The 13,518-nt window shown below is 65.7% G+C and carries 13 protein-coding genes, 2 tRNA genes and 1 pseudogene; 6 read left to right on the top strand and 10 right to left on the bottom strand.

Annotation, left to right across the window (positions count from 1 at the left end):
- Positions 1-62: 62 nt before the first annotated feature.
- A pseudogene (tig, locus tag ACTXG5_RS14555) lies at positions 63-1,383 on the bottom strand (trigger factor); the annotation flags it as partial.
- A 73-nt stretch (positions 1,384-1,456) separates the two neighbouring features.
- Positions 1,457-1,530 (bottom strand) — tRNA-Pro (locus tag ACTXG5_RS14550).
- Between the two features lie 145 nt (positions 1,531-1,675).
- On the opposite strand from ACTXG5_RS14550, the gene ACTXG5_RS14545 reads away from it, so the two are divergent.
- A tRNA-Gly gene (locus ACTXG5_RS14545) sits at positions 1,676-1,746 on the top strand.
- 31 nt (positions 1,747-1,777) lie between these two features.
- The gene (locus ACTXG5_RS14540; RefSeq protein WP_445159490.1) at positions 1,778-2,974 is read left to right on the top strand and encodes a serine hydrolase domain-containing protein; all 1,197 of its coding nucleotides are present in this window, start codon (positions 1,778-1,780) and stop codon (positions 2,972-2,974) included.
- A 67-nt stretch (positions 2,975-3,041) separates the two neighbouring features.
- Here the strand turns inward: ACTXG5_RS14540 and ACTXG5_RS14535 are convergent, their stop codons facing one another.
- From ACTXG5_RS14535 to ACTXG5_RS14520, 4 genes are all read right to left on the bottom strand, one after another.
- Entirely contained in the window at positions 3,042-3,380 is a 339-nt protein-coding gene (locus ACTXG5_RS14535) for a hypothetical protein (RefSeq protein ID WP_445159489.1), read from the bottom strand.
- A gap of 89 nt (positions 3,381-3,469) precedes the next feature.
- Entirely contained in the window at positions 3,470-4,270 is an 801-nt protein-coding gene (locus ACTXG5_RS14530; RefSeq protein WP_445159488.1) for an Fpg/Nei family DNA glycosylase, read from the bottom strand.
- Between the two features lie 8 nt (positions 4,271-4,278).
- Positions 4,279-4,758 (bottom strand): ribose-5-phosphate isomerase, encoded by a 480-nt coding sequence (locus ACTXG5_RS14525; protein ID WP_445159487.1) that lies wholly within the window; start codon positions 4,756-4,758, stop codon positions 4,279-4,281.
- A 70-nt stretch (positions 4,759-4,828) separates the two neighbouring features.
- Positions 4,829-5,452, bottom strand: coding sequence for a mycothiol-dependent nitroreductase Rv2466c family protein (locus ACTXG5_RS14520; protein ID WP_445159486.1), 624 nt, complete (start codon positions 5,450-5,452; stop codon positions 4,829-4,831).
- Positions 5,453-5,571: 119 nt separating this feature from the next.
- Here ACTXG5_RS14520 and pepN point away from each other — a divergent pair, with 119 nt between their 5' ends.
- A complete protein-coding gene (gene pepN / locus ACTXG5_RS14515; protein WP_445159485.1) occupies positions 5,572-8,160 on the top strand; it encodes an aminopeptidase N in 2,589 nt (862 codons plus the stop codon).
- Between the two features lie 3 nt (positions 8,161-8,163).
- Here the strand turns inward: pepN and ACTXG5_RS14510 are convergent, their stop codons facing one another.
- The 4 genes from ACTXG5_RS14510 to ACTXG5_RS14495 all read right to left on the bottom strand — a co-directional run bounded on the left by ACTXG5_RS14510 (position 8,164) and on the right by ACTXG5_RS14495 (position 10,281).
- Entirely contained in the window at positions 8,164-8,853 is a 690-nt protein-coding gene (locus ACTXG5_RS14510) for a hypothetical protein (RefSeq protein WP_445159484.1), read from the bottom strand.
- Between the two features lie 10 nt (positions 8,854-8,863).
- Positions 8,864-9,331 (bottom strand): DUF5130 domain-containing protein, encoded by a 468-nt coding sequence (locus ACTXG5_RS14505; protein ID WP_445159483.1) that lies wholly within the window; start codon positions 9,329-9,331, stop codon positions 8,864-8,866.
- Positions 9,318-9,542 (bottom strand): aa3-type cytochrome oxidase subunit CtaJ, encoded by a 225-nt coding sequence (gene ctaJ, locus ACTXG5_RS14500; protein ID WP_313862200.1) that lies wholly within the window; start codon positions 9,540-9,542, stop codon positions 9,318-9,320. Before ctaJ ends, ACTXG5_RS14505 begins: the two co-directional genes overlap by 14 nt.
- A gap of 67 nt (positions 9,543-9,609) precedes the next feature.
- Positions 9,610-10,281: an HNH endonuclease gene (locus ACTXG5_RS14495; RefSeq protein ID WP_445159482.1), complete on the bottom strand. Its 672-nt coding sequence runs from the start codon at positions 10,279-10,281 to the stop codon at positions 9,610-9,612.
- A gap of 143 nt (positions 10,282-10,424) precedes the next feature.
- Between ACTXG5_RS14495 and ACTXG5_RS14490 the strand changes: the two genes are divergently transcribed.
- The 3 genes from ACTXG5_RS14490 to ACTXG5_RS14480 all read left to right on the top strand — a co-directional run bounded on the left by ACTXG5_RS14490 (position 10,425) and on the right by ACTXG5_RS14480 (position 13,512).
- Complete coding sequence (locus tag ACTXG5_RS14490; protein WP_445159481.1) at positions 10,425-10,820, top strand: globin; 396 nt, start codon at positions 10,425-10,427, stop codon at positions 10,818-10,820.
- Positions 10,821-10,858: 38 nt separating this feature from the next.
- Positions 10,859-12,424, top strand: coding sequence for a glycoside hydrolase family 13 protein (locus ACTXG5_RS14485; RefSeq protein ID WP_445159480.1), 1,566 nt, complete (start codon positions 10,859-10,861; stop codon positions 12,422-12,424).
- A gap of 71 nt (positions 12,425-12,495) precedes the next feature.
- Positions 12,496-13,512: a pyridine nucleotide-disulfide oxidoreductase gene (locus ACTXG5_RS14480; protein ID WP_445164419.1), complete on the top strand. Its 1,017-nt coding sequence runs from the start codon at positions 12,496-12,498 to the stop codon at positions 13,510-13,512.
- Positions 13,513-13,518: the final 6 nt, after the last annotated feature.

Here is a 13,518-nt window from a genome sequence, read left to right as displayed (position 1 = left end):
GGCCGAGTCGACGGCTTCATCGTCCGCGTCGTCGGAGTCCTCGGCAACCGCGTCGCCCTTCCCGCGGTCCGGGAAAAACTCGCTGGTGTCGATGGTGTTGCCGTCGGTGTCGGTGACCGTCGCCGCCGCGACCACCGCGGCGATCGCCAGCCCGCGCCGCACGTCGGCGAACATGGCCGGCAGCTGGTTTTGCTCCTGAAGGTAGGAGAACAGCTGCTGCGGCTCGATGCCGTATTGCCGCGATGTCGCCACCAGCCGCTCGGTCAGGTCGTCCTGGCCGACCTGGATTTCCAGGTCATCGGCCAGTGCGTCGAACAACAGCTGCCGTTGGACGTCCTTCTCTACCGCGCTGCGCGTCTCGGTCTCGAACTCCTCACGCGTCTTGCCTTGTTGGGCCAGCACTTCCGCGAACTTGGCTTCATCGTGGTTGACGCTGTCGATCGCGCCGTGGATGGCGGTGTCGAACTGAGCCTGGACGATCGCCTCCGGTAGCGGCACCTCGACCTGCTCGAGCAGAGCCTCCATCGTGGCTTCCTGGATCTTCTCCGCCTGCTGGGCGCGCTTGACCTGGCCCACCTGGTCGCGCAGGTTGTTTCGCAATTCGTCGATGGTGTCGAATTCGCTTGCCAATTGCGCGAATTCGTCATCAGGCTCCGGCAGTTCGCGAGTCTTGATCGTCTTGACGGTGACGGTGACCTGCGCATCCTGGCCGGCGTGGTCGCCGGTCGCCAGCTTGGCGGTGAATTCCTTGGACTCATCGACGGACAGGCCGACGAGCGCGTCGTCGAGACCTTCGATGAGCCGCCCGGAGCCGACCTCGTGGGACAGGCCCTGCGCGGCGGCGTTCGGTATCTCCTCGCCGTCGATCGTCGCCGACAAGTCGATCGAAACGAAGTCACCGTCGGCGACCGGCCGGTCGACCCCGGTCAGGGTGCCGAACCGGGCCCGCAAGGACTGCAGTTCGGCGTCGACGTCGTCGTCGCTGACCTCGATCGGATCCACCGAAACCTGCAGCGCGCCGAGATCCGGGAGGGTGATCTCGGGGCGGACGTCGACCTCGGCGGTGAACGCCAGTTCCCCGCCGTACTCCTTCTTGGTCACCTCGATCTCGGGCCGGCCGATCGGGTGGACTTCGGTCTCGGCGACCGCCTGTCCATACCGGGTCGGCAGCGCCTCATTGACGACCTGGTCGAGCATCTCCTCGCGGCCGAAGCGGGCCTCCAGCAACTTCAACGGCACCTTGCCGGGCCGGAACCCGGGCAGCCGGACCTGTTTGGCCAGCTCTTTGTAGGCGCGCTGGAAGTCAGGTTCAAGTTCGGTGAATGGCACCTCAACGTTGATGCGCACCCGGGTGGGGCTCAACTGCTCGACGCTGCTCTTCACGGGTCTGCTCCTCGATGGTCGTTCTTTGCGTTCGGTGGCCTTGCCTACAGGCCGGGTTGCGGCGCGGTGCTTGTCGGGGTGACAGGATTTGAACCTGCGGCCTTCCGCTCCCAAAGCGGATGCGCTACCAAGCTGCGCTACACCCCGCGCTGACCTCGCGATCCTACGGCCCTTCAACACCAGCTGGGCCCCCGGCTTCGAAGCGACCTCAAGACCTCACGAAGCAGTAACAGATCTGCTTCGATTAGATTTGATGTTCGCCGCCAGATAAAGTCTCGCTCGACTAATGCATGCGGGCGTAGCTCAATGGTAGAGCCCTAGTCTTCCAAACTAGCTACGCGGGTTCGATTCCCGTCGCCCGCTCTGGGTAGGTACTGCTCCACAGAAAGGCGCCATGAGCGACCTGGAAACGGACGCCGTCATAAATGGCTCATGCGCGTCGGACTTCGTCGGAGTACGCGGCGCATTCGAGCGCAATTTCACGCAGTGCGGCGAAGTCGGCGCGGCCGTCGCGGTGTGGGTGGACGGCGACCTCGTCGTCAACCTGTGGGGCGGCTGGGCCAACGCGGCCCGCACCCGGCGCTGGCGGGAAAACACCATCACCACGGTGCTGTCCGGCACCAAGGCCCTGACATCCACCTGCCTGCACCAACTGGCCGATCGCGGCGAGGTGGAGCTGCACGCGCCGGTGGCCCGCTACTGGCCCGAGTTCGGGCAGGCGGGTAAGGAAGACATCACCCTGGCGATGGTGCTGAGCCACCGGTCCGGCGTCATCGGGCCGCGTCAGCCGATGAGCTGGCAGCAGGTCTGCGACTGGGACTTTGCCTGCGAGCAGATCGCCGCGGCGGAACCGTGGTGGGAGCCGGGAACCGCACAGGGCTATCACATGACCACGTTCGGCTTCATCGTCGGCGAGGTGTTCCGCCGGGTGACGGGTCGCACCGTCGGTCAATACCTGCGCACCGAGATCGCCGAACCGTTGGGCGCCGACGTCCATATCGGCCTGTTCCCCGCCGATCAACGTCGCTGCGCCGAACGGGTGAACAAGCCACACATGCGCGACCTGCTGACCGGCATGAACGCGCCCACTCACCCGACTTCGCTGGCCGACCACCCCAAGGCGGGGATGGCGGTCGCGATGGGGTTCTCACCCGATGACGAGGTGAGCTCCTACGACCTCGACTTGTGGCGCCGGCTCGAGTTCCCGGGCACCAACGCGCAGGTGTCCGCGCTGGGGCTGGCCACGTTTTACAACGCGCTCGCTCAGGAGAAATTGCTCAGCCGCGAACATATGGACCTGGTCCGGGAATGCCAGGGCGGCGTGGAGACCGACTTGGTGCTCGGACCCCGGGTCGCCGACCACGGCTGGGGGCTGGGCTACATGCTGAACCAGCGTTGCGTCAACGGCCCCAACCCGCGGATCTTCGGGCACGGCGGTCTCGGCGGCTCATTCGGCTTCGTCGACCTCGAACACCGGATCGGCTACGCCTACGTGGCCAACCGCTTCGACGCCACCAAGGCCAACGCCGACCCGCGCAGCCTCGCGCTCAGCAACGAGGTGTACGCCGCGCTGGGCGTCGGCGTTTCCTGACGCGCTCGACACAATCGCGCCCAGCCGAACGATGTCGGCAGGGCGCGATTGGTGGCTCGAACTTCTATCAGGGGTGCCAGCCGGGCGGCGGCGGTCCTCCGGGGCCCCAGCCGGGACCGCCGGGTCCACCCGGGCCCCAGCCGGGACGGTCCGGGCCCCACCCGGGACCCCCGGCCGGTCCAGGCGGGTTCCAGCCTCCGGGCCCATAACCGGGAGGCCCGCCACGCCAGTCATGGCAGCCATTCCAGTCCCAGTTGTTGCCCCAGCCCGGATCCCAGAACTCCCCCGGGCACCACTGCGGGAAGGGGCCTGGCTGCGCTTGAGCGTCTGCGGCGACACCCACACCGGCCAGACCCACAGCGGCTCCGGCCAAAATCGTTGCAGCAAAACGTGGAATTGTTTTCACGAGCCTGGTCGTACCCGAGGGCGCGACGTCCCAAACTGTAGACGCCAGCGTTTCTTCCTGTCAGTTTCCTGTCAATTCAACCGGCTCGCTCAGTTTTGACAGGTTGGGCACCAGAACACATTTCGCCCCTCGAGCACCGCGGTGCGGATGGGTCCCCCGTTCACCCGGCAGGGCTCTCCGGCGCGCCGGTACACGTATGTCCGAGGCCGCCCGGGGCCGTAGGACGGCGGACCGTGGTCGTGCTCGGGACGCACCACGATGATCTTGCCGCCGCGCAACCCGATCTTCATCAGCGCCACCAGATCGGTCCATGCCGCGTCGAACTCCGCTTCGCTGACATTGCGGCCAGGTCGGAAGGGATCGATGCGGTGCCGGAACAACAACTCGCTGCGGTAAACATTGCCGACGCCGGCGATGATGGTCTGGTCCATCAATAGTGCGCCAATAGGCCTGCGGGACTTCATGATTCGGGCCCACGCGGCCGCCGGGTCGGCGTCGCTGCGCAACGGGTCGGGACCGAGCCTCGCCACAACTTCGCTGACCTGAGCTTCGTCGATCACCTCGCACACCGTCGGGCCGCGCAAGTCGGTTCCGTACTCGGCGCCCACCATCCGCATCCGTACCTGTCCGACCGGCTCCGGAAGCGCCTCGGCGTGTTCCCATTCGGTGAAAGTGCCGTAGAGGCCGAGATGTACATGCACGATCGGACCGTCGGCGTAGTGATGGAAAAGGTGCTTGCCCCAGGCGCTGGCCTTACGCAGCACGCGGCCGTCCACGGCGGCCGCCGCACCGGCGAACCGGCCCTGCGGGCTGGACACGGCGACCGGCGCCCCGCCGAATCGGCGTTGGTGCAGCCGGGCCAACCGGTGCAGCGTGTGCCCTTCGGGCAACGCAGTCCTTAAGCCTGCGCGCCGGGCACCGGCGGGGCCTGGTGAGTGCGCTCGTACTCGTCGAGAATGTCGATACGCCGTTGGTGTCGTTCGGCTTTCGACCACGGCGTGGCGAGAAAGGCGTCGACGAACGTCAGCGCCTCGGCGGCGGTGTGCATCCGGCCACCGATGCCGATCAGCTGTGCGTTGTTGTGCTGACGCGCCAACGACGCGGTCTCGACGCTCCACGCCAGCGCGCAGCGGGCGCCGGGGACCTTGTTGGCCGCGATCTGCTCGCCGTTGCCCGATCCACCCAGCACGATGCCCAGGCTGTCGGGGTCGGCCACCGTGCGCATCGCCGCGGCGATGCAAAACGCGGGGTAGTCGTCCTCGGCGTCGTAGGTGAAGGCGCCGCAATCGATCGGCTCGTGTCCGGTCTGCTTGAGGTGCTCGATGATCTGTTGCTTGAGCTCGAATCCGGCGTGGTCAGAACCCAGGTAGACGCGCATGACCGCAATCCTTACCCGGTGGGCCAGGCGACGCAACGCGCGGGGTGTCACGCCGCCCGGCGCAACAATGTCAGTCGAACTCCGGCTTCTCCTGGCGCGAGCGCTTGAGCTCGAAAAAGTGCGGATAGGCGGCGAAGGTCACCGAGGCGTCCCACAACTTGCCGGCTTCCTCACCGCGCGGAATCCGCGAAATCACCGGGCCGAAGAACGCCACGCCGTTGACGTGGATGGTCGGCGTGCCGACATCGTCACCGACCGCGTCCATGCCGGCGTGGTGACTCTTACGCAGCGCCTCGTCGTAGGCGTCACTGGTGGCGGCCTCGGCCAGCTCGGCGGGCAGACCGGTCTCGTCCAACGCGATCTTGATGACCTCTTCGAGTTCCTTATTGCCCTTGTTATGAATCTGGGTGCCCATCGCGGTGTACAGCGGGGCCAAAACGCCGGCGCCATGGGCCTGCTCGGCAGCGATCGCGACCCGCACCGGTCCCCAGGCCCGCTTCATGTTCTCGCGATAATTCTCGGGCAGGTCTTCGCGGTTCTCGTTGAGTATCGCCAGGCTCATGACGTGGAAGTTCACGTCGATGTCGCGAACCTTTTCGACTTCCAGGATCCAGCGCGACGAGATCCATGCCCATGGGCACAGCGGGTCGAACCAGAAACCGGCTTCGCTTTTCGCGGGGGCCTTGTCGGACATTGCGCAGTCCTCTCCGAAAGAGATCAATAACGGTCAAAACACCGTCCAGCACAACCGTAGTCGCCGCGCGCGTGTTCCCGTTCCGCACCGGCAGCCCGCGACGCCACTAAGTTGGACGGGTGGCCCTTCCTAACCTCACCCGAGACCAAGCCCTCGAACGCGCCGCCCTGGTCACCGTCGACAGCTACCAGATCAGCCTCGACGTCACCGACGGTAGCGGCGGGCCCGGCGAACGAAACTTCCGCTCCACCACCACGGTGGTGTTCGAAGCCCTCGCCGGCGCCGACACCGTCATCGACCTCGCCGCCGAAACCGTTCGCAGCGCCACCCTCAACGGGCGCGAGGTGGACATCTCCGGATACGACGAATCGACCGGCATCCCGTTGCGCGGACTGGCCGACCGCAACGTCGTCGTCGTCGACGCCGACTGCCGTTACTCCAACACCGGCGAGGGACTGCATCGCTTCGTCGACCCGGTCGACAACGAGACCTACCTGTACTCGCAATTCGAAACCGCCGACGCCAAGCGCATGTTCGCCTGCTTCGACCAACCCGACCTCAAGGCGACCTTCGACCTGCGGGTGGTGGCCCCCGAGCACTGGAAGGTGATCTCCAACGGCGCGACCGCGTCAATCGAGAACGGCGTGCACAGCTTTGCGATCACGCCGCGGATGAGCACCTATCTGGTGGCCTTGATCGCCGGCCCGTATTCGGAGTGGAAGGACACCTACACCGACGAGCACGGCGAGATTCCGCTGGGCATCTACTGCCGGGACTCGTTGGCGGCGCACATGGACGCCGATCGCTTGTTCACCCAGACCAAGCAGGGATTCGGCTTCTACCACCGTAACTTTGGGCTGCCCTATGCGTTCGGGAAGTACGACCAGCTGTTCGTCCCCGAATTCAACGCCGGCGCAATGGAAAACGCCGGGGCGGTGACCTTCCTCGAGGACTACGTCTTCCGCAGCAAGGTCACCCGCGCTTCCTATGAACGGCGCGCCGAGACGGTGCTGCACGAGATGGCGCACATGTGGTTCGGTGACCTGGTCACCATGACCTGGTGGGACGACCTGTGGCTGAACGAGTCGTTCGCGACGTTCGCGTCGGTGCTGTGCCAAAGCGAGGCAACCGAATTCACCGAGGCGTGGACGACGTTCGCGACCGTCGAAAAATCGTGGGCGTACCGCCAGGACCAATTGCCGTCGACGCACCCGATCGCCGCCGACATCCCAGACCTGGCCGCAGTCGAGGTGAACTTCGACGGCATCACCTACGCCAAAGGCGCTTCGGTACTCAAGCAGCTTGTCGCCTACGTCGGGCTGGAGCACTTCCTGGCTGGGCTGCGCGATTACTTCCGCACCCATGCATTCGGCAACGCCACCTTCGACGATCTGCTGTCCGCGCTCGAGCAGGCGTCGGGCCGTGACCTGTCGAATTGGGGTCAGCAGTGGCTGAAAACCACGGGCCTGAACACCCTGCGCCCGGAATTCGACGTGGACGCCGACGGCAAGTTCGCCCGGTTTGTGGTCGCGCAAAGCGGCGCCGCTCCGGGGGCGGGTGAAACCCGGGTGCATCGGCTGGCGGTCGGAATCTACGACGAGGACGAGGCGGGCAAACTGGTGCGGGTGCACCGGGAGGAACTCGACGTCGACGGTCCGGAGACGGAAGTCGCTGCGCTGGTTGGTGTTTCGTCGGGCAAGCTGATTCTGGTCAACGATGACGACCTGACTTATTGCTCGCTGCGCCTGGACGCTCAGTCACTGCAAACCGCGCTGGAGCGCATCGCCGACATCGCCGAGCCGCTGCCCCGCTCGTTGGCGTGGTCGGCGGCCTGGGAGATGACCCGCGAGGCCGAACTACGTGCCCGCGATTTCGTAGCGCTGGTCTCGGGAGGCGTGCAGGCCGAGACGGAAGTCGGGGTGGCACAACGGCTGTTGCTGCAGGCCCAAACGGCGCTTGGCTCCTACGCCGAGCCGGGCTGGGCCCGCGAGCACGGCTGGCCGCAGTTCGCCGACCGGGTGCTGGAGCTGGCCCGCGCGGCGCAACCGGGATCGGACCACCAGCTGGCCTTCGTCAACACGCTGTGCTCGTCGGTGCTGTCCACCCGGCAGGTCACAACGCTGGCCGACCTGCTCGATCACGATCCGTCCGAGTTGGGCCTGGCGGGCCTCGAGATCGACACCGACCTGCGCTGGCGCATCGTGACCGCTCTGGCCGCCGCCGGCGATATCGACGCCGACGGGCCGGCGACTCCGTTCATCGATGCCGAGGTGCAACGCGACCCGACGGCTACCGGCAAACGCAACGGCGCCCACGCCGCCGCGGCACGTCCACAGCGTGAGGTCAAGGAAGAGGTGTTCACCAGGGTGGTCGAGGACGACACCGTGGCCAACACGTCGGCCCGCGCGATCATCGCGGGCTTCGGAGCGCCCGGCCAAGGCGAGTTGCTCAAGCCCTTCACCGGCCGCTATTTCCAGGCCATCCCCGGCGTTTGGGCGCGGCGCTCGAGCGAGGTCGCGCAGACGGTAGTGATCGGGCTGTACCCCTCGTGGGACATCAGCGAGGACGGCATTGCCGCCGCCGAGGAGTTCCTGAGGGCCCCGGAGTCGGACGTGCCGCCAGCCTTGCGCCGCCTGGTGCTGGAGGGCCAGGCCGGGGTGAAGCGGGCGTCGCGGGCGCGTCGGTTCGACGCCGACACTAAGAGCTAACGCTCACTGCACCGTTTGGTCGGTGACCGTCATCTCGAAATCGCCTGCTCCCCAGGCCGACATAAAGGTGGCGATGGGCACCTGCTCGTCACGGCCCTCGTCGCTGCCACTGTCGTTGATGTGCGCGACTCCGTTGGTGGTGTCCACGCCAATCACAACGACTTCATGGTCACCTTCACTGGGCTTGTGGCCTTCCCAGATGGTGCCGCTGCTGACTGGGACCATCACCGCGTGCCTCGACCCGAGGGCCGCCTCCAGGGCGCTCAACGCGGCCTGACCCTTGGCATCTTCAGACGTACTGGCATGAATGCCGTAGTGCGTCAACAACACCCCGATATCTCGGGTGTCGACGCCGTCGCCATTGGCATCGGTGTACACCGTCGCTCCCGCTCCGGCGGTGCTCGGGATGGTCTGGGCCACGTCGATAATCTGCTGCTCGCTCGGCATCTGGCCGGTGACTTGGCCAACCACATCGGCCACCGACATCAGCACGCAGTTGTTGCCGAATGACTGCGGGGCCCAGTATTGGGCCGCCTTGGGCGGGTCACCGTACATCCCGGCCGGGTCGGCCATCGCCGGCGCCACGAGCACCGGGCTTGAGCTGCCGACGCCGGTGAGCGCGGCAAGGACCACGAAGGCCACCACCGCGACGTCACGTCCCTTCGCCGCGACGCGCGACGGGAAACCGCTCATGCCGGCCGAACTACGCCGGGGAGATACCGGCGCTGAGCACGCGGATCGCGCTGACCAGGCCGTCGACCAGGTGGCCCTGCTCGAATGCCGACGAAGCGGCGGCCACTCCCAGGGGCGCGGCCGACTCGGCACCGCGGCCGCGGACCTGCGAACCGTAGACCACCTCGATGGCGGCCTGGTCGGGTGAGACGGCCAACAGCACAGCGTTATTCGGCGTGGGCACGTTGGCCAGGATCTCGCGTGCCCGTGCGGCGGTGTCGCTACCGAGGTCGCCGACGTAGATGGCGAAACGCGTCATGGACTGGCGCGAACCATATTTCAGGGCGTCGTCGATCGCGACGAGGTCCTTGGTCGGAAACGGGTAGTGCACCGACACGTCACCGGGCTCGGTGACCCCGGACACCCGTCCGCTGGTGGTGATCGCCCAGCCCACGGGCAGCCCGGCGGGCTCTCTCGTCGCTACCTCACCATGTGCCACTGGCGCCACCTCCGACCGAGAACTCCGAATTGTGATGCCCGTGCGAGCTGTCGACGGCTTCGTCGGTGGCAGCCCACAGAACCGGCGGATGGGTCCACGGTTCGGACATCTTGTAGGTCGCGGGGTGCGGCCCCTTACGCGACCAGATCAGCGCCGCCAAAACGATCACCAGCAACGCCGGGATTCCAACCAAGTACAGGTGAATCTCCACAGTGCTCACGACGCAAACCGTATCCCACCGAGCGATTCAGTCGCGCGTTTGGACACAAGTTTGGTGATCAGGCCGCGCCCTCATCGAGGTACCTGGCCCACGCCGGATCCATTTCCTTGACCGTCGACAGCAGTCGCCAATGCTGTCCGGTCGGCGGGACCGGCGTCCGGCGCAGTGCCCAACCGAGCTCGGTGAGCAGCTTGTCGCCCTTGCGGTGGTTGCACGTCGAGCAGCACGCGACGCAGTTCTCCCAGGAGTGGTCGCCGCCGCGGCTGCGTGGCATGACGTGGTCGACGGTGTCGGCCTTTCCACCGCAGTAGGCACAGCAGAAACGGTCGCGGTGCATGAGCGCGGCGCGGGTCATGGGCACCCGGGCGCGGTAGGGCACCCGAACGTAGGTGCGCAGCTGGATCACCGACGGCACCACGATCGACCTGCTCGCCGAGTGGATGATCGGTCCGGTCGGATCGTGGTGAACCACGTCGGCCTTGCCGCAGATCACCATCACGATCGCCCGCCGCATGGGCAGCGCGGTCAGCGGCTCGTAGGTGGAGTTCAGCAGCAGCACCCGGCGGCGACTCCAGATCGACGCGCTCTCGTGCCGGGAGGGCGGATGGGTTTCAGCGCCCAGGGTGGGGCGGTGGGAAACACTATGCAGGGACGACGCGGGTGGGGGTCCGGTTAACCCTGCCGCGGCACCGGAACTGCGGTGGCTGCGGCGTTTCTTGCCCTGCGCCATAAATCCTCCGCGGATAGTCCACCATGATTCGCCGCCAATCGCACGCCTAATTGCTGGTGCAGCCGTGTCGAAGCGGTGAACAGCAAGTAGTGAGTCGGGCCGGGTTGACTTTGCCAACCCGCCGATGCACCACAATGGAGGCGATGGATCAGGTTCAGCAGTCGTTCTATGACGCCGTCGGCGGTGCCGAGACCTTTCGAACGATCGTGGCGCGCTTCTACGCACAGGTCCCCGAGGACGAGATCCTGCGCGAGCTGTACCCCTTGGACGACCTGGAGGGCGCCGAGGAGCGGCTGCGGATGTTCCTCGAGCAGTACTGGGGCGGCCCGCGCACCTACTCCGACCAGCGCGGACATCCCCGGCTGCGGATGCGTCACGTTCCGTTCCGGATCACGCCGATCGAGCGTGACGCGTGGTTGCGCTGCATGCACACCGCTGTGGCGTCCATCGATTCGGAGACCCTCGACGACGAGCACCGTCGAGAGTTGCTCAACTATTTGGAAATGGCCGCCAACTCGCTCGTCAATGCCCCTATTTGATCTAGCCTTTAACGCCTAGCGAACTGAAACGGAGCACTATGAGCCCGGCAGCATGGTGGTCGAGCGCGGTTTTTTACCAGGTTTATCCACGATCGTTCGCCGACAGCAATGGCGACGGGGTCGGTGACATCGATGGATTGGTCGCCCATCTGGATCACCTCGAGTGGCTGGGAATCGACGCGATTTGGCTCAGCCCGGTCACCGTCTCGCCGATGGCCGACCACGGCTACGACGTGGCCGATCCCCGAGACATCGACCCGCTGTTCGGCGGGATGGGCGCAATCGAACGGCTGATCGCGGAGGCGCACCAGCGGGGCATCAAGATCACCATGGACGTGGTGCCCAACCACACCAGCTCGGCGCACCCGTGGTTCCAGGCGGCGCTGGCCGCCGGTCCGGGCACCGACGCGCGCGAACGCTATTACTTTCGCGACGGTCTCGGTCCCGATCAGGCGCTGCCGCCGAACAACTGGACGTCGGTGTTCGGCGGGCCGGCCTGGACGCGAGTGGTCGAACCCGACGGCAATCCCGGCCAGTACTACTTGCACCTCTTCGACACCGAGCAGCCGGACCTGAACTGGGACAACCCGGAAATCTTCGACGACTTCGAGAAGACGCTGCGCTTCTGGCTGGAACGCGGTGTGGACGGCTTCCGCATCGATGTGGCGCACGGAATGGCCAAGCCCCCCGGCCTGCCGGACACGCAGGGAGTCGTCAAGGTGTTGTCCCACACCGACGACGATCCGCGCTTCAACAACCCGAACGTGCACGAGATTCACCGCGGGATCCGCAAGATCGTCGACGAGTATCCCGACGCAGTGACTATCGGCGAGGTCTGGGTCATGGACAACCGCCTCTGGGCGGAGTATCTACGGCCCGACGAGCTGCATCTCGGCTTCAATTTCCGGCTGACCAAGATCAACTTCGATGCTGGCGAAATCCACGATGCGATCGAGAATTCGCTCGCGGCCACCGGCCTGCAAAACGCCATCCCAACGTGGACGCTGTCCAATCACGATCTGGACCGCGAGGTTACCCGTTACGGCGGCGGCGAGGTCGGGCTGCGCCGCGCGCGCGCCATGGCGATGGCGATGCTCGCACTGCCGGGCACGGTATTCATCTACAACGGCGAGGAACTCGGGTTGCCCGACGTGTTGGACCTGCCCGAGGAGGCGCTGCAGGACCCGACGTGGGAACGGTCCGGGCACACCGAACGCGGCCGCGATAAGTGCCGGGTTCCGCTGCCGTGGTCGGGCGAGGCTCCCCCGTTCGGGTTCTCCAGCTCGCCCGACACCTGGCTGCCCATGCCCGCCGACTGGGCGGCGCTGACGGTGGAAAAGCAACAACGAGATCCCGAGTCGACGTTGTCGTTCTTCCAGAAGGCGCTCGAATTGCGCGGGAAACGTGCGGAATTCGACGGCGACAAGTTCGAGTGGCTCACCGCACCAAGCGAAGCGTTGGCCTTCCGTGGCCGCGGCGGCCTGGTGTGCGCGCTCAACTCCGGCAAGCGGCCCATAGCGCTGCCGGCGGGCGAGCTCATCTTTGCCAGCGCCCCGCTAGTCGATGGTCAGTTGCCGCCGGATAGCGCGGCCTGGCTGGTGTAGCCGACGGCCACCGCCCAGCATTTTGAGGTTCGTTCCTCTATATCTAGTACATGCCGACCTACGCCTGGACAGTGATCGGAGCCGGACCCGCTGGAATTGCCGCAGTGGGGCGGCTCCTCGATCACGGGATCGCACCGGAACAAATCGCCTGGATTGATCCTGCCTTTGCCGTAGGCGACCTTGGGCAAAAATGGCGGCCGGTGTCGAGCAACACGATTGTCGGGACGTTCCTCAGCTTCCTGAACGGCTCCGCCGCATTCCGATTCTCGGAGGCACCGCCCGTGCCGCTGCTGGAACTCGACCCCGAGGAGACGTGTGCCCTCGCCCTGGTCGCTGATCCTTTGGTTTGGGTCACCCAGCAGCTGCGTGAGCGAGTACATGTATTTGAAACGACGGCAACCTGTCTCGAGCTGCACAAGCGGCAATGGAGAATCGAGACGCAGCAGCAAGAAGTGGTGTCCGACAACGTCGTCCTTGCCGTCGGAGCTGTTCCCAAAAGACTTTCATATCCGGATCTGGAAGAGATTCCCGTCGAAGTCGCCCTCGACCCCGAAAAGCTGGCTGAACAGCCACTGGAGGGCGCCACCGTTGCCGTCTTCGGCTCATCGCACTCGTCGATGATCGCCTTGCCGCACCTGCTGCGCCACCCCGTCGAACGAGTGATCAATTTCTACCAAAGCCCATTGAAATACGCGATTTACCTTGATGATTGGATCCTGTTCGATGACACCGGGCTCAAAGGGCGAGCGGCGGACTGGGCCCGGGAAAGCATTGACGGCGTATATCCGGAACGACTGGAGCGGTGCTGGGTGTCGAGCCCGGAATTCGACGACAAGCTCAAAGCCTGCGACCGCGTCGTCTACACGGTCGGCTTCGAACGGAGAAAGCTGCCCGCCACGCCCCAGTGGGGCCCGCTACCGTACAACCAACAGAACGGGATCATTGCACCTGGCCTGTTCGGGCTGGGCATTGCGTTTCCCGAATACGCCGAAGATCCCTACGGGTTCGGACAACACCGAGTGGGGCTCAAGAAGTTCATGGATTACCTGGACTCCGTTTTGCCGTTGTGGTTGCGCTACCGGACCTGACCGCAA

It is taken from the genome of Mycobacterium sp. Dal123C01, from assembly GCF_052566995.1.
This window is presented reverse-complemented; position numbering and strand designations above follow the sequence as displayed.